This is a genomic window from Micromonospora sp. NPDC023956, from assembly GCF_040639195.1.
Lineage (GTDB): Bacteria > Actinomycetota > Actinomycetes > Mycobacteriales > Micromonosporaceae > Micromonospora.
Genome location: NZ_JBEZZN010000009.1, coordinates 90,192 through 109,393 on the forward strand (window position 1 = coordinate 90,192; position 19,202 = coordinate 109,393).

Below are 19,202 nucleotides of genomic sequence, written 5' to 3' on the forward strand. Positions count from 1 at the left end.
GGTGACGCCGCGAGCGGAAGCGGGGAGGCTGGGGGCGCGGTCCGGAGCGGCCCCGCCTCCTCCGCCTTGTATGTAGTTCGATGTACTTTTTGGACCTTCAGATCCTGCTATCGCCAGGTGCTCCCCGGTTTCCGGATGGCCGCCGGTGAGGCTACCGAACGGTACGCCGCGCGGTGCGGTGGGCACCCCGGTGGGTGGGGAACGCTCCAGTGTCAGCCAACCGACACCTTTACCTTCCCGATACATGGCTTGCGAGCCCTGACCGTCAGGATCGAACACTACCGATCGTATGCGCCCAGGATCGGACCAGTTGCACCTCGTCAGTGGAGCCGCCAGCCCGATCCGGGCTGTCGCGCGCCTCCGGTGCAACTCCCGGCCCGCCCTCATGATCAGCGGAAACACCCCTCGGTGACTGATTTCTGACGGCCGCGCCGCCCCGCCGACAGGTGTAATTGAGGTTGCTCCGCCCCTGGACTGCCGCGCACAATTTCACTACATCCTGTGAAGCCTGACCCAACAATGCACGGGTGCCTCGAAGCCGGCTCGAAAGCTTCTTGGTTTCTGTGCATGCTTGTGCGGCAACCTGCAATGGGGCATAGTGATGAACAGAGGCATGCATCGATTGGTTGATCAGGGCGTCCGGTGTAGTCGTACCGGGAAATATTTGATTCGACAATCGATGATTCAGTCAATGGTTGACCGTCGGAGCTGGGGGGCTGCTTAGTGTCACCTTGAGTTACCTCCATGTCTCACTGAGTAACGATGGCAAGACGCGGCAGCTGGGGGGCGCCCCGTCGCTGCGAATTCCACTGTGCGTATCGGAGCCCAGCGTTACGTGTGGTAGCGCACGTCTCACGTACTGTTGCGCTCATGAATCCGTCAGGCGGGTTGTCAATTGGGGATTGCCTGGCGATGAAATGATCCTGAATGTGTTCAGGAATTGCGCTGCAATATTTGGGTCGGGGCCCAAGGGCGTAGAGAAGGATGTGACAGCATTGCAGATCAACGTGCTCGGTCCCTTGTCGGTTCATGTCGGTCAAATAGATATGACGCCAACGGCGCCAAAACCGCGTCGGGTGCTTGCGCTTCTCGCTATTTGTGCCAATCGCGTGGTCCGTAACGAACAAATCATCGAAGAGCTGTGGGAGAACAGTCCACCCACCAGCGTCACGACCACCCTGCAGACCTACGTCTACCAACTCCGCAAGCATCTGCAACGGGCCCTCGCCCCGCAGCCGGCCGGCACCGCAGCGGTTTCCGCGTCGGAGTTGCGGACGTTCGCCGGCGGCTACATGCTCTCGCTCGCCCCTGAGGCGCTCGACTCGCTGCGCTTCGAGCAACTCGTCGCCCAGGGCCGTGCGGCGCTGGAGTCCGGCCGGACCGAGGCCGCGGCCCGGATCCTGCGGGAGGCACTGGCCCTCTGGCGGGGGCCGGCACTGGTCGACGTCGCGCCGGGGCCGATCCTCCAGGTGGAGGTGCTACGGCTCGAGGAGATGAGCAAGAGCGCCCTGGAGCTGCGCATCGAGGCGGACCTGCTGCTGGGGCGTCACCACGAACTCCTCAGCGAGTTGGTGGGACTCTCCGCGCGGCAGCCCACCCACGAGGGATTCCAGGCCAAGCTGATGCTCGCGCTCTACCGGGCCGGGCGCCGCTCCGAGGCGCTCGGGGTCTACCAGGGGGCACGCAAGGCCCTGGTGGCCGAGCTGGGGGTGGACCCCTCCGGCGACCTGCAACGGTTGCACCGGGCCATCCTCGAGGGCGATCCGAGCCTCAGCGAGGCCGGTCCGCCGCCGATCGGGCTGGAGTCCCTGGCCATGTCCATCCCCCGGCAGCGACGCCTGGAGCACCGTCAGGTCGGCGCGGTGCAGTAGTGCAGTAGTGCGGTAGGACCTGTCGGCAGTGACCGCGCCCCGATCCGGGGCCGGTCGTGCCGGTACCGGCCGGTGGGCGGTGGCCCATCCCGGGACCGGCGGCCGACACCGGGCCCTCGGGCCCGGACCGCGACGTCGGACCGTCCGAGTGACCGGTGCCGCGCCCAGCGCGGCCGACCGGCACCCGGACGGTCTCTTCGTGTTCCCGGTGCGTCGCGGCCGGACATCCGCCGTCGGGGCGGGACATCCGCCGTCGGGGCCGGACACCCGCCGTCGGGGTCGCCGTCGGGTCCTCGGATCGCCGCCGGGGCGGGGCCGGCCGGCCGGACGTCACCGTCCCGGCCGGCGACCCGCCCCGGCGGCCCGGCTCACGCCCTCCCCGCCCCCAGCACCTGGTCGAGCAGGACCTCCGCCAGCTCGCCCACCCGCGGGTACTCGAAGACCACCCCGGCGGGCAGCCGGAGACCGGTGGCGGTGCGGAGCCGGTTGCGCAGCTCCACCGAGGCGAGCGAGTCGAAGCCGAGGTCGCGGAACGTCTGCCCGTGGTCGATCCCGCCGGTCTTGCCCAGCACCGAGGCGACCTCGGTGCTCAGCAGCCGGACCAGGGCGTCGTGCCGGCGCTCCTCGGGCAACCGGGCGAGCTGGTCGGCCCAGGAGGAGGAGGACGACCCGGCACTCCGGTTCACCCGCTCCACGACCCGCCGGCCGGGCGGCGGGACCAGGTCCCGGAACATCCCGGGTACGGTGTCCCGCTCCGCGTGACCGCGCAGCGCGGTCCGGTCGAGTCGGACCGGCACCAGGTGGGCCTGGTCGCGCGCCACCGCCAGGTCGAACAGGGCGAGGCCCTCCTCGTTGGACAGTCCGGCCACCCCGGCCCGGCTCATCCGGGCCAGGTCGGCCTCGGCGAGGTGCCCGGTCATCCCGCTCGACTCGGCCCACAGGCCCCAGGCCAGCGAGGTGGCGGTGCGACCGGTGGACCGGCGCAGGGCGGCCAGGCCGTCGAGGAACGCGTTCGCGGCGGCGTAGTTGCCCTGACCGGCCAGCCCGATCGTCCCGGCGACGGAGGAGAAGAGGACGAAGGCGTCCAGCGGCCGGTCCCGGGTCAGGTCGTGCAGGTTCCAGGCACCGTCCACCTTGGGCCGCAGGACCCGCGCCATCTGCTCCGGGGTGAGCGCCTCGACCGTGGCGTCGTCGAGCAGCCCGGCGGTGTGCACGACCGCGGTGAGCGGACGGACCGTCGGCACCTCGTCGAGCACCCGTGCCAGGGCGTCCCGGTCGGCCACGTCGCAGGCCGCCACGGTCACCTCCGCGCCCAGCTCGGCGAGTTCCTTCTCCAGTTCGGCCACCCCGTCCGCGTCCCGTCCGCGCCGACCGGTCAGCAGCAGGTGCCGGACGGAGTGCCGGGTGACCAGGTGCCGGGCCAGCAGCCGGCCCAGCGTGCCGGTGCCGCCCGTGATCAGGACGGTCCCCTCCGGGTCGATACCGCCGGGCAGGGTCAGGACGAGCTTGCCGACGTGCCGGGCCTGCTGGAGGTGGCGGAAGGCCGCCGGGGCCCGGTCGATCGGCCAGGTGGTGATCGGACTCGGCTCCAGCACACCGGAGTCGAAGAGGTCCATCAGGGCGGCGAACATCGCCCGGACCCGGTCCGGCTCCACGGTCAGCAGGTCGAAGAACCGGTACGTCACCCCCGGGTGGTCGGCGGCGACCCGCTCGGCCGGGCGGATGTCGGTCTTGCCCATCTCGACGAACCGCCCACCCCGGGGCAGCAGCCGCAGCGAGGCGTCGGTGAACTCGCCGGCCAGCGAGTTGAGCACCACGTCCACGCCCTCCTGCCGGGTGGCGTCGGCGAACCACTGCTCGAAGTCCAGGGTGCGGGAGTTGGCGATGTGCGCGTCGTCGAAGCCGGCCTCCACCAGGGTGTCCCACTTCGCCGGGCTGGCCGTGGCGAAGACCTCGGCGCCCAGGTGCCGGGCGACCTGCACGGCCGCCATCCCGACACCGCCGGTGGCGGCGTGGATCAGCACCCGCTCGCCGGCCCGCAGATCCGCCAGGTCGACCAGCCCGTACCAGGCGGTGAGGAAGACCGTCGGCACGCTGGCGGCGAGCGCGAAGGTCCAGCCCGCCGGGATGCGGGTGAGCAGCCGGTGGTCGGCCACCGCGACCGGCCCGAAGGCCCCCTCGGGGAAGAGTCCCATCACCCGGTCGCCGGCGGCCAGGTCGGTCACGCCCGCGCCCACCTCGACGACCACCCCGGCCGCCTCGCAGCCCATCGTGGCCGCGCCGGGATACATGTCGAGGGAGATCAGCACGTCCCGGAAGTTGAGGCCGGCGGCCCGGACGGCGACCCGGACCTCTCCGTCGGCCAGCGGCCGGTCCGTCCCGGCCGGGCCGACCAGGGCCAGGTTGTCGATGGTGCCGCGGGGCTCGGCCACCAGCCGCCAGTCCGGCGTCGGCGGCAGCACCAGGTTCTGCTCGGTGCCGGTCCGGGCCAACCGGGGTACGCGCAGCGCGTCACCCCGGACCGCCACCTGCGGCGCGCCGGTGGCGATCGCGGCGGGTACCCGCAGATGCGACGGGGTGTCCAGATCGACCAGGACGAACCGGCCGGGGTGCTCGGTCTGCGCGGTGCGGACGAGCCCCCACACCGCGGTGGTCACCGGATCCCGGACCGGCTCGCCCGGGTCGGCGGCGACCGCGCGGAACGTGGTCAGCACCAGGCGGGAGGCGTCCAGCCGGTCACTGGCCAGCCACCGCTGGAGCAGGTCCAGCGTGGCGGTGACCGCCGAGTGGGTGGCCGGGACCATCTCCGGCTCGGGCGCCCCGGCGGTGGCCACCACGACGTCCGGCACCCGCGCTCCGGCCGCCACCGCGTCGAGCAGCGCGGCGAGGTCCGGGTAGCCGGTCGCGCCGACCGCGTCCAGGTCGCTCTCGCCGAGCACCGCCAGTCTGGTGGAACCGGCCCCCGGCACGGCGGTCACCTCGGTCCAGGCCAGTTCCAGCAGCGAGTCGTGGTGCGCCGGGACGGTGACGAGCTGGCCCGGGGCGGCGGGTTGCAGGGTCAGTGACTCCACCTCGACCACCGGCGAACCGGACTCGTCGGTCAGGGTCAGTGCCGCGCTCCGTGCTCCGGTGCGCCGGACGTGCACCCGCAGCGCGGTCGCCTCCACGGCGTGCACCCGCACCCCGCTCCAGGCGAACGGCAGGGCGATCCCGGCCCGGGTGTCCCCGTCGAGCAGGCTCAACACGAGCGGGTGCAGCGCGGCGTCGAGCAGCGCCGGGTGCAGGTGGAAGCCGGTGACCGGCTGCTCGTCGGCGAGCCGCACCTCGGCGTAGAGGTCGTCACCGTCCCGCCAGGCCCGGTGCAGGCCCCGGAACGTCGGCCCGTACCGGTAGCCGGCGTCGGCCAGCCGCCGGTAGGCGTCGGTCAGGTCCCACGGGGTGACCCGTGCCGGCGGCCACTCGTCCAGGCGCGGCCCGTCGCCCGGACCCGTCTCGGCCAGGGTGCCGGTGGCGTGTCGGACCCAGCTCCGGTCGGCCCCGGCGTCACCGGCGTCGGGACGGGAGTGGATGCTCACCGTCCGCCGCTCCGGGTCGTCGCCGGGGGAGACGCTCACCTGGATCTCCAGTCCGCCGGTCGCCGGCAGCACCAGGGGTGCCGCCAGGACCAGGTCCTCGACCACGTCGCAGCCGGCCCGGTCGGCGGCGTAGGAGGCCAGGTCGACCAGGGCGGTGCCGGGAAGCAGCACGGTGTCGCGTACCGCGTGGTCGGCCAGCCACGGATGCGTCCGCCGGGACAGCCGGCCGGAGAGCAGCACCCCGGCGTCGCCGGCCAGGTCGATCTCGGCGTCCAGGAACCGGTGCCCGGCACCCCGGGCCGGGGCCGTCCCGCTCGGCACGGCGAGCCAGTGCCGGTGCGGCTGGAACGGGTACGTGGGCAGGTCGACCGTGCCGCGTGGTGCGGACGTCGGATCGGCCACCAACCGGGGCCGGTGCCCGGTGTGGGTGTGCACGTGGGCCAGCGAGAGCAGCAGTCGGGCGGCGGTGCCCTCACCGCGCTTCAACGTCCCGGTGGTGGTACCCGGACGGTCGGCGGCGTCCAGGGTGTCCTGGATGCCGATGGTGAGCACCGGGTGCGGGCTGGCCTCGACGAAGTGGGTGTGCCCGGCGGCGGCGAGCGCCCGGACCGTCTCGGCGAACCGGACGGTGTTGCGCAGGTTCTGGAACCAGTACCCGGTGCCCAGCTCGGTGGTGTCGAGCAGGCCACCGGTGTACGTGGACCAGAACGGGATCCGCGCGGGGCGGGGCCGGATCTCCCCGAGCAGCTCGTGCACCTGCTCGCGGATCGGCTCCACGAACGGGGTGTGCGAGGCGTAGTCGACGTCGATCCGGCGGGCGTTGACGTCCCGGCCCTGGAAGCACGTGACCAGCTCGTCGAGGGCGGCGGCCTCGCCGGCCACCACGGTGGAGTGCGGTCCGTTGATCGCCGCGACGTGGATCCGCCCGTCCCACGGGGACAGGTCGACCCGCTCCACCGGCAGCGGTACGGAGACCATGCCGCCGGTGCCGGCCAGCGCGGTGATCGCCTGGGACCGGCGGGCGACGACCCGGGCCGAGTCGTCGAGGGTGAGTGCTCCGGCGACGTACGCGGCGGCGATCTCGCCCTGGCTGTGGCCGATCACCGCGTCCGGCTCGACGCCGTGCGCCCGCCACGTCTCGGCCAGCGAGATCATCATGGCCCAGAGGACGGGCTGGATGACGTCCACCCGGTCCAGCGGCGGGGTGCCCGGTTCGCCGCGCAGCACGTCGACCAGGTTCCAGTCGGTGTACGGGGCGAGTGCCTCGGCGCAGCGGTGCAGCTGGGTGGTGAAGACGGGATGGGTGTCGAGCAGGCCGAGCGCCATCCCGACCCACTGCGACCCCTGCCCGGGGAAGACGAAGACCGTCCGCCCCTCGGCCGGGGTGCCGGTGACCAGGTTCGGCGCGGACCGGCCCTCGGCGAGGGCGGTGAGCGCCTCGCGGGCGGCGCCCGGGTCGTCGGCCACCACCACCGCGCGGTGGTCGAACCGGGCCCGGGTGGTGGCCAGGGTGTGCGCGACCACGGCCGGGTCGAGGTCGGGGTGGGCGTCGAGGTGCCGGGCCAGGTTCGCGGCCTGCCCGCGTAGGGCGGCCGGACCGCGCGCCGACAGTGGCAGGGCCACCACCGGGGCGGCCGTGCCGTCGTCACCGGGGCGGTCGTCGCCCGTCGGGTCGGCCTCGACGTCGGCCGGGGCCTCCTCCAGGATCACGTGCGCGTTGGTGCCGCTGATGCCGAACGAGGAGACCGCGCCCCGGCGGGGCCGTTCGCCGCGTGGCCACGGGACCGGCTCGGTGAGCAGGCTGACCGCGCCGGACGACCAGTCCACGTGCGGCGACGGCTCGGCCGCGTGCAGGGTGGGCGGCAGCAGGTCGTGCCGGAGTGCCTCGATCATCTTGATCACGCCGCCCACGCCGGCCGCCGCCTGGCTGTGCCCGATGTTCGACTTCAGCGAGCCCAACCGGACCGGCCGGTCCGCCGGCCGGTCCTGCCCGTACGTGGCGAGCAGCGCGCCGGCCTCGATCGGGTCGCCGAGCTGGGTGCCGGTGCCGTGCGCCTCGACGGCGTCGACGTCGGCGGGGGAGAGGCCGGCGTCGGCCAGCGCGTCCCGGATCAGCCGTTCCTGGGACGGGCCGTTCGGGGCGGTGAGCCCGTTGCTGGCTCCGTCCTGGTTGATCGCGCTGCCCCGGATCACCGCGAGCACCCGGTGACCGTTGCGGCGGGCGTCGGAGAGCCGTTCGAGCAGCAGCACCCCGGCGCCCTCGGCCCAGCCGGTGCCGTCCGCCCCGGCCCCGAACGCCTTGCAGCGACCGTCCGGCGCGAGACCGCGCTGCCGGCTGAACTCGACGAAGATGCCCGGCGAGGACATCACGCACGCCCCGCCGGCCACCGCCAGGGTGCTCTCGCCCCGGCGCAGCGACTGCACCGCGAGGTGGATCGCCACCAGCGACGACGAACAGGCGGTGTCCACCGTGAACGCCGGCCCCTCGAAGCCGAAGACGTACGAGATCCGTCCGGAGGCGACGCTGGTGGTGCTGCCGGTGAGCCGGTACCCGTCGGAGCCGGCGGACGTCTCGTACAGCCGGGGCCCGTACTCCTGGGACATCAGCCCCATGAACACGCCGGTGCGGCTGCCGCGCAGCGCGGTCGGGTCGATGCCGGCCCGCTCGAACGCCTCCCACGCGGTCTCCAGCAGCAACCGCTGCTGCGGGTCCATCGCGGCGGCCTCGCGCGGGCTGATGCCGAAGAACTCCTCGTCGAACTCGTCGGCCCGGTGCAGGAAGCCGCCGTGCCGGGCGTACGACTTCCCGGGCGCGCCGGGCTCCGGGTCGAAGAGCCCGGCCAGGTCCCAGCCCCGGTTGACGGGGAACTCGCCGATCGCGTCGACGCCTCCGGCGACCAGCCGCCACAGGTCCTCCGACGAGCGGACGTCGCCGGGGTAGCGGCAGCCGACGGCCACCACCGCGATCGGTTCCTCCGGGTCCGCGCCGGCCCGGCCGGCCGTCGGGTCGTCGCCCGCGCCGACCAGTTCGTCGCGCAGGTACCCGGCGAGGGCGGTCGGGGTCGGGTGGTTGAACAGCAGCCCGGAGGCGAGCCGCAGGCCGGTGGCCGCGGCGAGCCGGTTGCGCAGCTCCAGCGAGAGCACCGAGTCGAAGCCGAGGTCCCGGAAGGTCACGTCGACCCCGACCGCGGCGTCGGAGGCGTGCCCGAGCACCGCGGCGGCGTTCTTGCGGACCAGGTCGAGCGCCAGCCGGGACTGCTCCGGGGCGGGCAGCAGGGTGAGCCGTTCGGCCAGCGTGCCGGTCAGGCCGGGCCGCGTGTCCCGGACCGGCGCCGCGTCCCGCACCGGGTGCGTCGCACCGCCGGGCCACGCCGGTACCGGTCCGGCGGCGATCCAGTACGACTGGCGCTGGAACGGGTACGTGGGCAGGTCGACCGTGCCGTCCGGGACGTGCTGCGGGTCGGTGGCGAGGATCGGCGTCCGTCCGGTGCGGGTGTGCACGGTGGCCAGGGAGAGCAGCAGCCGGCGTGGCCCCCCGTCGCCGCGCCTGAGGGTGCCGGTGGTGGTGCCGGCGACGTCGCTCGAGTCCAGACTGTCCTGGATGCCGACGGTCAGCACCGGGTGCGGGCTGGGTTCGACGAAGTGGGTGTGCCCGGCCGCCGCCAGCGCCCGGACGGTCTCGTCGAGGCGTACCGGGTTGCGCAGGTTCCCGTACCAGTAGTCGGCGGTCAGGGCGGTGCCGTCGACCGGCCCGGCGGTCACCGTGGACCAGAACGGCACCCGCGCCGGGGTCGGCCGCAGCTCGCCGAGCATCTCGTGCCACCGCTCGCGCAGCGGCTCCACGTGATGAGTGTGCGAGGCGTAGTCGATGTTGACCCGGCGGCAGGTGATCCCCCGCTCGGCGTGTGCGGCGACGATCTCGTCGAGGGCGTCCAGGTCGCCGGAGACCACCGTGGCGTACGGACCGTTCAGCGCGCCGACGTGCAGCCGCCCCGCCCACGGGGTCAGGTCCACCTGGTCGGACGGGAGCGGGATGGAGACCATGCCGCCGGTGCCGGCGATCGCGGTGATCGCCTGGGCGCGACGGGCGACGAGCCGCGCCGAGTCGTCGAGGGTGAGTGCTCCGGCGACGTACGCGGCGGCGATCTCGCCCTGGCTGTGGCCGATCACCGCGTCCGGCTCGACGCCGTGCGCCCGCCAGGTCTCCGCCAGCGAGATGATCATCGCCCAGAGCGCCGGTTGGAGCACGTCCACCCGGTCCAGGGGTGGGGTGCCCGGTTCGCCGCGCAGCACGTCGACCAGGTTCCAGTCGGTGTACGGGGCGAGTGCCTCGGCGCAGCGGTGCAGCTGGGTGGTGAAGACGGGATGGGTGTCGAGCAGGCCGAGCGCCATCCCGACCCACTGCGACCCCTGGCCGGGGAACGCGAAGACCACCTTTCCGGGCGTCAGGGTGCCGGTGACCAGCCCGTTGTCGGGCCGTCCCTCGGCCAGCGCGGTCAGCGTGGTCCGCGCCTCGGCGACGTCCCCGGCGACCACCACGGCACGGTGGTCGAACCGGGTCCGCGTACTGGCCAGGCTGTGTGCCACCACGGCCGGGTCGAGGCCGGGGTGGGCGTCGAGGTGCCGGGCCAGGCCGGCGGCCTGCTCGCGCAGGGCGTCCTCGCCGCGTGCGGACAGCGGCCAGGCGGTCACCTCGGCCACCGGTCCGGCCGTCCGCTCCGCGCCGGCCGCCGCTGTCGGCTCCGCGCCGACCGGCTGCTCCGGGGCGGCGGCGAGCACCAGGTGACAGTTGGTGCCGCCGATGCCGAACGAGGAGACTCCGGCGAGCAGGGGCACGTCCGGCCGGGGCCAGTCGCCCGCGCGCTGCTGCACCCGAAGCCGCAGTTCCTCCAACGGGATCGCCGGGTTGGCCGTGGTGAAGTTCAGGCTGGCCGGCAGGCGCCGGTGACGCAGGGCGAGTACCGCCTTGAGCAGGCCGACGATGCCGGCCGCCCCCTCCAGGTGACCGACGTTGGTCTTGGCCGAGCCGACCAGCAGCGGCGCGTCCGCCGGACGGCCGGCACCGAGCACCCGGCCCAGTGCGCCCGCCTCGACCGGGTCACCGACCCGGGTGCCGGTGCCGTGCAGCTCGACGTACTGCACGTCGTGCGGGTCGACGCCGGCGTCGGCGTACGCCAGCCGCAGCACCTCCTCCTGCGCCGCCTGGCTGGGGACGGTCAACCCCTCGGCCACCCCGTCGTTGTTGACCGCGCCGCCGAGGATGACCGCGTGCACCCGGTCGCCGTCGGCCAACGCTCGGGCCAGGGGCTTGAGCAGTACGGCCCCGCCGCCCTCGCCCCGGACGTAGCCGTTGGCGCGGGCGTCGAAGGTGTGGCAGCGGCCGTCCGGCGAGAGCGCCCCGGCCCGCGCCATCCCGGTGGTGCTCTCCGGGGCCATGATCAGGTTCACGCCCGCCGCGATGGCCAGGGTCGACTCGCCCCGACGCAGGCTCTCGCAGGCCAACTGCACCGACACCAGCGACGAGGACTGTCCGGTGTCGACCGTCATGCTCGGCCCGGTGAGGCCGAGGTGGTGGGAGACCCGGTTGGCGAGGATGCTGCGGTGCAGCCCGGTGACGGTGTGCGGGGAGACCGCCCCCGGGCCGCCCCGGTAGGACAGCGTCGCGTAGTCGTCCCAGATCGCGCCGACGAAGACCCCGGTGCGGCTCTCCCGCACCGACGCGGGGACGATCCGGGCCTCCTCCAGCACCTCCCAGCTCAGCTCCAGCATCAGCCGCTGCTGCGGGTCCATCGCTGCGGCCTCGCGCGGACTGACCCCGAAGAAGGCCGCGTCGAAGGTGTCGACCCGGTCCAGGAAACCGGCCCGGCGCACCTCCACCGGCGGCTCGCCGACGTCCCGCCACCGGTCCGCCGGCGGCTCGCCGACCGCCTCCACCCCGTCGCGCAGCAACGTCCAGAAGGCACCCGGGTCGGGTGCCTTCGGGAGCCGGCAGGCGAGTCCGATGATCGCTATGGGTTCGGTACGCCCCACGGGTGCCTGACCCACGGTGGTCTGCGGTTCGCTCACGGTTCCCTCCCGGGCGCGGTGGTTCTGACAGGCGCGCCGGCGTCGTCTGGGCGGTGCTCGGCGCGCGGACACGCGACGGGCGCCGACGCTGCGCACGCCCGACGGCCGCTTCGAGAAGCGGTAACAGGGGATCCCAGCCACCCGACCACCCACGCCGCCTCAGGCTGCCCGGGTGGGGCGGGTCAGCGGTGCAGGAGTGTGCTCAGCACCCGTTCGACGGTGGACTCGGTGGCCTCGGCGTCGGCCGGGGAACGCCAGCAGACGAAGCCGTCCGGCCGGACCAGTACCGCCTGCTGCGGGGTGACGCCGTACGCGTCGTGCCAGGGCCGGTCGTCCTCGACGAGGTCCGCGCCGATCCGGTGGACGTCGAGGTCGACGCCGAGGCGCTTCGCGGCGGCCGTCGCGGCGGTGCGCCACGCTTCGCCGGCCGAGCCGAGCAGCAGCACCGGCCGCCGGCCGAAGAGGTCCAGGGTGGAGATCCGATCCCCGTCCTGGCGCAGCCAGACGTGCGGCGCGCGGGTGCCGGGCCGGCCGCCGAGCTCGCGTGGGTCGACCAGCGCGGCGGTGCGCACCCCGCCCGGCCCGGCCGGCGCGGCGGGAACGGTGTCGCCCGGTTCGGCGAGGACGGCGGACGAGTCGTAGACGTAGCCGAAGGTCACCATCAGGGTGTCCCGGACGGCGGCCTTCTGCTCGGGGGTGGCGAACCCGCCCCGGGTGGCCAGCCGGAGTCCGGCCTGGGTCATCACGGTGACCCCGACCGGGTGGCGCTCGGTGTCGTAGCTGGCCAGCAGCGCGGGGGAGGCCAGTCCGGTCAGTACCGCGTGCAGCTTCCAGGCCAGGTTGTGCGCGTCGTGGATGCCGGTGTTCGCGCCGTACCCGCCGACCGGCGGCACCACGTGCGCGGCGTCGCCGACGAGGAAGACCCGCCCGTCGGTGAACCGCTCGGCGACCAGCGCGCCCATCTCCCACGGCATGACGCTGCGCAGCCCGACCTCGAGGTCCGGTACGCCCACCGCGGCCCGGACCAGCTCGACGCAGCGCTCGTCGGTGAAGTCCTCCGGGCTCTCGCCCTTCTCCGGGTGGTAGGTGACGATGAGGGTGCCCTGACCCAGCGAGTCGTCGTGCCCCAGGATCCCCTCCACCCGGTCGTTCTCCACCTGGCAGATGGCGAACCGGCGGCCGGCGAGCGGCCCGCTCAGGTCGGCGCGGAACAGGATGCTCATCTGGTGGCGGACCACGCCCCGGCCGTGCCGTCGGATGCCGAGCCGTTCCCGGATCGGGCTGTGCGTGCCGTCCGCGGCGACCAGGTACGCCGCCCGGATGGTCCGGCGCGTCCCGGTCTTCCGGTCCTGGACGGTCGCGGTGACGCCCTCGTCGTCCCGGGCGAGGTCGACCAGCTCCACGCCGAAGCGGATGTCCGCGCCGAGTTCGTGGGCGCGGTCCAGGACCAGCGGCTCGATCCGGTCCTGCGGAAGGGAGACCAGCCGCTCGATCGGGCTGATGTCGCTGACGTCCTCCTCGTCGGGGATCCGGGACATGTGGATCTCCCGGCCGGTCAGCGACTCGACCTTGCCGTTGAGGACGTGGCCGGCGAAGCCGGCGCTCTCGGCGTAGATCGCGTCGGTGAGCCCGACGGAGCGGTACAGCTCCAGGGTGCGCGGGTACCAGCCCCAGGCGCGGGGGTGGATGGCGGTGCCCGGGTGGCGTTCGACGAGGACCGACCGGACGCCGTGCGCGGACAGGAACAGGGAGGTGGAGAGCCCCACCACCCCACCCCCGACGATCAGTACTGGTGTTGTCTCGTCGTACACGAGTGACTCCTCCCGGATCGTGGCTGGCCCAGCCTGGCAGTCCCGCTTGGAGGACGGCTCGAAGCGCGCTTGGAGATCAACGGGGGTCGGCTCCGGTACGACGACGGGCGCCCGCCGGTACGACGACGGGCGCCTCCCGTCGGTGACGGGAGGCGCCCGGGGAGGGTGTGCCGACGGGTTCAGCGGCGGGGCGGAGCGCTCCGCCGCTGCCGCTGCCGGTCGACGACGACCGCGGCGATCGCGCCGAGGGCGGCCAGGACGACCGGCAGGAACCGGAAGCCGCCCGGGTCGCCGGAGGTGAGCAGGCCGATGACGCCGACGATCTGGTCGACCACCAGGCCGGTGAAGAACCCGGCGACGAGGCCGATCAACACTGCCACCAGCGTCCTCATGAGGTGCCTCCCACCTGTCGGTTCGTCGGAATCCATAGCGATTCTACCTATCGGCCCCCACCCGGACCGGGCGAACCGGGTCGCCTCACTCCGCCACGTAGGTGCGGTGGCTCCAGGTGAACACCCGCAGGCTGCGGCCCTGTCCGTCGAGGACCGGGTCGGGCTCGACCCGGAAGTGGTCGTAGCAGTTGCCGTTGCGGACCTTCAGCGTCGAGGCCGCCTCGTCGGTGCGGCAGTACCGGTCGGCGACCTCGTCGGCGCGGCCCGGTCCACCACGTAGCAGGGTGTTCGGTTGGTTCCCGTGCACGGTGCTGGTCGGTTGATCCGTCGGCATGGCGGCACTCCGTTCAGCTCAGGGACTTCACGCCCTCGGCCGGCGACTGCGCCGTCGCCGGTTGGTCCGGTACGGGCTCGTCGGCGAGGCGTCGCGTCAGCGAGCGGACGGAGACCGCCAGGGCCGCCGCCACCACGAGCCCGACGCCGCCGAGCACCAGGTAGAAGGTGGCGTCGGAGACCACCGCGGTGATCCCGGCGAGCTGCCCACCGGTGGCCGCGCCGACCGCCGCGAAGAGCCAGAACAGGCCGATCATCTGGCTGGAGAAGCCCGGTGGGGCCACCTGGGCGGCCAGGCTGAGCCCGACCGGCGCCACCACCAGCTCGCCGCAGACGATGATCAGGTAGACGGTGAGCAGCCAGAGCGGCGACACCGGGCCGCTCTCGGCCAGCGAGGCGGCGAACGCCATGATCACGAACGAGACGCCGCCGAGGAGCATGCCGACGACGAACTTCGGTGGCACCGCCACCCGGGAGCCCAACCGCACCCAGAGGGTGGCGAAGGCCGGGGCGAGCAGCAGCAGGAACAGGGGCTGTGCCGACTGGAACCAGCTCGCCGGCACCTCGAAGCCGAGCACGTCCCGGTCGACCGAGTCCTTGGCGAAGATGTTCATCAGGGCCGGCCCCTGGGCGTAGAGCATCCAGAAGAACGCCGAGGCGATCAACATCCACAGGAACGCCCGCAGCCGTACCCGGTAGGGGGCGATCTCCGGCCGGCGGTTCAGCCGGATCCAGTAGACCACCGGCACGCCGAGCACCATCAGGCCGAGGACCATCAGCACCTGCTGGAGGGCGACCGCCCCGGTGGCCACGCCCAGTACGGCGAGCAGCGCCGGGATCCCACCGAAGATCGCCGAGCGCCGCCAGACGCGGGCCCGCACCTCGGGGGGCGCGGGGTTCGACGGACGGGAGCCGACGTCGCCGAGGCTGCGCATCCCGATCACGTACTGGATCAGGCCGACGACCATGCCGAACGCGGCGATGCCGAAGCCCAGGTGCCAGTTGATCTTCTCGGCGGCGAAGCCGGTGATCAGCGGGGCGAGCAGCGCGCTGACCTGCACGCTCATGTAGAACAGCGAGAACGCCGCCTCCCGCCGTTCGGGCTGGCCCTGGTACATGTCGCCGACCATCGCCGCCATGCTCGGCTTGACCAGGCCGGTACCGACGATGATGCAGCCCAGCCCCAGGTAGAGGGTGGGCTTCGCGGGCACGGAGAGGAAGACGTGTCCGGCGGTGATGAAGATGCCGCCCCAGAGGGTGGCGCGCCGGGCCCCGAGGACCCGGTCGGCGAGCCAGCCGCCCGGTAGGGCGGCCATGAACACCAGGGACATGTACATGCCGAAGAGCGCGGCGGCGTCCACCTCGGACATGCCGAGGCCGCCGTCCTCGGGGGAGGCGACCAGGAACAGCGCCAGGATGGCGAGCATCCCGTAGAAGCTGAACCGCTCCCACATGTCGACGACGAAGAGGGTGCCGAACCAGCGGGGCTGGCCCAGGAAGGTCTTCTCGGTGGGCGGGATCGGTGTGGCGGTGGAGGTCATGGGCCTCTCAACCCCTTCTCGCGGTGCGGGTGAGACCGGCCGTCGTGGCCGGGCGGCTGGCGGTGGGCGGTCGGCGGAGCATCTCGACCACGGCGCACGACCAGGTGAACCCCGCTCCCACACCGGCGAGGAGGCACCGCTGGCCGGGTTGCAGGACGCCGGAGTCGACGAGCTGCCCCAGCCCGGCGATCTGGTCGCCGGCGCCGAGGTGCCCGACCTGGCGTCCCCAGGACCAGGTGGTCCGGTCGGGGTCGATGGCGAACTTGTTCAGGAAGTGGGCGTTGAGCCGGCCGCGCCCCAGGTTCGGCAGGACGAACCAGTCGATGTCCTCCAGCTTCACCTCGGCGTCGGCCAGTGCCCGTTCGATCGCCTCGGACTGGCCCCGGTCGATCCGGTCGAGGATGCCGTCGAGCCCACTGGACCGGACGAAGTCCTGCCGCACCTTCTCCACGTCCACGGTGGCCCGGGTGCTGAACGGGACCGGGCCGAACGGGTCGACCCCGCGCTGCATCTGCTCTAGGCCGGCGTCGGCCACGGTGACGATGCTGCGCAGCCGGGCGAAGCCGGGCCGGCGGGAGACGACGACGGCGGTGCCCGCGTCGCCGAAGACGGTGCCCGGGTCGCTTCGCCACCGGTCGAACCCGGGAGCGCAGAACCGGTCCCCGGTGGTGACCAGCGCGCTGGTCCGCGTCGGGTCGCCGAGCAGGTAGCCGACCGCCAGTTCCAGCGCGCAGAGGCCCCCGTTGGACATCTGCCGCACCTCGATGGCCGGGCAGGAGTTCCCCAGCACCTCACGCTGCACGTACGAGGCCGGGGCCCACATGTCGTGCCCCTGGTACCAGGTGTTCGCGTGCAGGACCAGGTCGATCTCCGCCGGCCGGGCGCCGGCCTGCCGGAGCGCGGTCCGCGCCGCGTGCGCGGCCATCTCCGGGCCGGACTCGCCCTCGCTCACGCAGACCGACTGCACCTCGGTACGCCACACCAGCCGGCGCTCGCAGAGTCCGGCCCGTTCCGCCTCCTCCAGGGTCATCGCCGGGGGCAGGCGACGCCCGGTGCCGACGACGTAGAGGTTCTCGACCCTCATGCCGACCGCTCCGGGCCGCCACCCGCGTGCCGCAGCCGCCGGTGGCGCTCGGTCCTGAGCTGCCCGTGGCCGCGGGACGCGCGGGGGGCGCCGGCGAGCCGGTCGTCGGTGCTCGGGGCGGCACCCACCTGGAGCGGGGTGTCGGTCATGGCACGGCCTCCAAAGTCCGTCGCTGCCCATCCCTGGGCCTGTCGTGCGCTCCCCGGTCGCGGGAGCCGGAAGCGGGCGGGGGCCGGAGGACGATCCGGTCAGGGTCGTCCTCCGGCCGCCGGTGGATCGCCGGGCGTTGCGCCCGGTCGTCGTCCGGCCCTCGTCGCGGGCGGCCCGCCGGCCGCCCGACGGTCCGCCGGCGTTCAGAACGCCGCCGACACCTCGAAGACCTCGAAGAAGTTCTCCTGCTCGCGGTCCTGGTACTGGCGCAGCGGAGAGGTGGACGGGCGGTGCGAGACGCCCTCCTCCCAGACCCGGAAGGCCGCCAGGCTCTCCCACTCGCTGAGCACCACCATCCGGTGCGGGTCCGTGGTGGACCGGAGCAGTTCGTTGCCGATCAGCCCCGGAGTGCCCTCCAGGTGCCGGCTGATCTGGTCGTACGCCTTGGCCACCGCGTCGACGTCGTCGGCCGGCGCGCGGTGCCACACCATCACCCGGGCGCGACCGGCGCTGCTCACCGCAGGGCCTTCGCGGCCTCGCCGGCCGGCAGCGCGAAGACGACGTTCATGGTGAACATCGCCCCGCCGTGCCGGTACGGGTGCAGCTTCTTGCGGTGCTCCACGTGCTCGTCGCTGTGCTCGAACTCCCGGAACCGCGGCTCGTCCACCCAGTCGCTGATGACGTAGTAGGTCGAGTCCTGCGTGGAGTCCTTCATCAGCCACTGCCCGAGGTTGGCCGGGTGGTCGGTGATGACGCTGCCGATGGAGAGCCAGGTCTGCTCGAAGTCGGCCTCCATCCCCGGGTTGATGTCGAACCGCAGCATGACCCGGAACGTCGGGTTGCTCATGATCAGATACCTCCGTCGACGGGAATTTGCGCGCCACTGACGTAGCGGGACTTGTCACTGGCGAGGAAGAGCACGACCTCGGCGACCTCGTCCACGTGGCCGAGCCGGCCGAGCGAGGTGAGCTGCGCGTAGCGGGCCTCCATGGCGGCCCGCTGCTCCGGGGTGAGGCGCGCCATCTCCTCGGTCGCGATCACGCCCGGCTCGACCAGGTTCACCCGGATGCCCCGGCGGCCCAGCTCCTTGCAGAGCGAGCGGGTCAGACCCACCAGGCCGGCCTTGGCGGCGGTGTAGTGCGCCCGCATCGGGATGCCCACCTTGGCCACCCGGGAGCCGATGTTGACCACCGACGCGCCCTCGCCCATCAGCGGCAGGGCCTTCTGGATGACCAGGAAGGTGCCGGTCAGGTTGGTGTCGACGACGGCGTGCCAGTCGTCCAGCGACAGGTCGTCGTAGCCGATGTGGCTGATCACGCCGGCGTTGTTGACCACCACGTCCAGGCCGCCGAGACGGACCTTGCACTCGGCCAGCAGGTTCTCGATCTGCTCCGCGTCACCGACGTCGGCGCGGACCAGGTGGTGCTGACCCGGGGTGTCCTTCAGCTCCCGGGCCAGGCTCTCCACGGCCTCGCCCTCGGAGCGGTAGCAGGTCACCACGTTCGCGCCGGCCTTCGCCAGGTTCAGCACGATCGCCCGGCCGATCCCGCGCGTACCGCCGGTGACCAGGGCGTTCTTGCCGGCAAGTAGCTGTTCCATCAGTCCTCCAGGTAAGGGGTGACGCCGGCTCAGGAGCGGGCGACGGCGGCCTTCTCGATCCGTTCCTTGATGGCCGCCATCTGGATGGCCGAGTTCTTGAGCAGGTGCGCCGCCATGGCGTCGTCGTCGAAGGGCATCTCGTCCTTGACGTGGAACTCCTGCTCCCAGCGCATCTCCACGCCGCCGTCGACCTCGCGGTACGCCCAGAAGATGTTCATGAAGTCGAACGGGCCGGTCTCGATCCGGTGCGCCCGTACGGTCCGGGTGGCCGCGTCGGAGGTCCGCTCGGAGACCCAGGTGTTGACCCGGCCGTTCTCGTCGGGGTGCATGGTCAGCCGGAACCGGATGGTGTCCCCGTCCCGCTCCAGCACCTCCGCCGAGGCGTACTCGGTGAAGAGGTCCGGCCAGTTCGGGACGTCGTTGGTCATCTCCCAGACCAGGTCCATCGGCGCGTCGATGACGACGGCGCACTCGGTCTTCTTGGCCATCGTCACGCCGCCGCGGTGAGCTGGGCGTTGACGAACTCGATCAGCTCGCGCGGGGTGCGCAGGTCGCTGATCTTCTCCTCGGGGACCGAGGCCGGGAACTCCTTCTCCAGCCGGCTGACCACCTCGAGCAGGGCCAGCGAGTCGTAGCCGAGGTCGGTGAAGAGGGTGTCGCGGATGTCGGCGGTCAGGTCGACCGAGTCGTCCACGCCCACCGTCGCGCGGATCACGCGCGTCAGGTCGTCCAGGGTCATCTCACGCATGGCAGGAGCCTCCAGTCGGGTTGTGGCGGTTC

At 72.9% G+C, this 19,202-nt stretch carries 13 protein-coding genes; 1 reads left to right on the forward strand and 12 read right to left on the reverse strand.

From position 1 onward, the window contains the following. The first annotated feature begins 1,046 nt into the window (after window positions 1-1,046). Window positions 1,047-1,871, forward strand: coding sequence for an AfsR/SARP family transcriptional regulator (locus AB0F58_RS18795; RefSeq protein ID WP_357144534.1), 825 nt, complete (start codon window positions 1,047-1,049; stop codon window positions 1,869-1,871). Between the two features lie 368 nt (window positions 1,872-2,239). Here AB0F58_RS18795 and AB0F58_RS18800 read toward each other — a convergent pair whose 3' ends face one another. The 12 genes from AB0F58_RS18800 to AB0F58_RS18855 all read right to left on the reverse strand — a co-directional run bounded on the left by AB0F58_RS18800 (window position 2,240) and on the right by AB0F58_RS18855 (window position 19,170). Then, window positions 2,240-11,512 (reverse strand): type I polyketide synthase, encoded by a 9,273-nt coding sequence (locus AB0F58_RS18800; RefSeq protein ID WP_357144070.1) that lies wholly within the window; start codon window positions 11,510-11,512, stop codon window positions 2,240-2,242. 182 nt (window positions 11,513-11,694) lie between these two features. Continuing rightward, a complete protein-coding gene (locus tag AB0F58_RS18805; protein WP_357144073.1) occupies window positions 11,695-13,323 on the reverse strand; it encodes an FAD-dependent monooxygenase in 1,629 nt (542 codons plus the stop codon). A gap of 179 nt (window positions 13,324-13,502) precedes the next feature. Then, on the reverse strand, window positions 13,503-13,715 hold the full coding sequence (locus AB0F58_RS18810) for a DUF5957 family protein (RefSeq protein WP_357144076.1): 213 nt from the start codon (window positions 13,713-13,715) through the stop codon (window positions 13,503-13,505). 85 nt (window positions 13,716-13,800) lie between these two features. Continuing rightward, on the reverse strand, window positions 13,801-14,049 hold the full coding sequence (locus AB0F58_RS18815) for a DUF5988 family protein (RefSeq protein WP_357144079.1): 249 nt from the start codon (window positions 14,047-14,049) through the stop codon (window positions 13,801-13,803). A gap of 13 nt (window positions 14,050-14,062) precedes the next feature. Beyond that, window positions 14,063-15,589: an oligopeptide:H+ symporter gene (locus tag AB0F58_RS18820; RefSeq protein ID WP_357144082.1), complete on the reverse strand. Its 1,527-nt coding sequence runs from the start codon at window positions 15,587-15,589 to the stop codon at window positions 14,063-14,065. Window positions 15,590-15,596: 7 nt separating this feature from the next. Further along, entirely contained in the window at window positions 15,597-16,673 is a 1,077-nt protein-coding gene (locus AB0F58_RS18825; protein WP_357144085.1) for a ketoacyl-ACP synthase III family protein, read from the reverse strand. After that, window positions 16,670-16,822, reverse strand: coding sequence for a hypothetical protein (locus AB0F58_RS18830; RefSeq protein WP_357144088.1), 153 nt, complete (start codon window positions 16,820-16,822; stop codon window positions 16,670-16,672). Before AB0F58_RS18830 ends, AB0F58_RS18825 begins: the two co-directional genes overlap by 4 nt. Before the next feature lie 204 nt (window positions 16,823-17,026). Continuing rightward, entirely contained in the window at window positions 17,027-17,341 is a 315-nt protein-coding gene (locus AB0F58_RS18835; RefSeq protein ID WP_357144091.1) for an antibiotic biosynthesis monooxygenase family protein, read from the reverse strand. Further along, window positions 17,338-17,670, reverse strand: coding sequence for an antibiotic biosynthesis monooxygenase family protein (locus AB0F58_RS18840; protein ID WP_357144094.1), 333 nt, complete (start codon window positions 17,668-17,670; stop codon window positions 17,338-17,340). Before AB0F58_RS18840 ends, AB0F58_RS18835 begins: the two co-directional genes overlap by 4 nt. Before the next feature lie 2 nt (window positions 17,671-17,672). Next, the gene (locus AB0F58_RS18845; RefSeq protein WP_357144097.1) at window positions 17,673-18,422 is read right to left on the reverse strand and encodes an SDR family NAD(P)-dependent oxidoreductase; all 750 of its coding nucleotides are present in this window, start codon (window positions 18,420-18,422) and stop codon (window positions 17,673-17,675) included. Between the two features lie 29 nt (window positions 18,423-18,451). Further along, window positions 18,452-18,910, reverse strand: coding sequence for an SRPBCC family protein (locus tag AB0F58_RS18850; RefSeq protein WP_357144537.1), 459 nt, complete (start codon window positions 18,908-18,910; stop codon window positions 18,452-18,454). Window positions 18,911-18,912: 2 nt separating this feature from the next. Further along, window positions 18,913-19,170 carry an acyl carrier protein gene (locus AB0F58_RS18855; RefSeq protein WP_145833359.1) on the reverse strand — a complete coding sequence of 86 codons (258 nt, stop codon included), beginning with the start codon at window positions 19,168-19,170 and terminating at the stop codon, window positions 18,913-18,915. Between the last annotated feature and the right edge of the window lie 32 nt (window positions 19,171-19,202).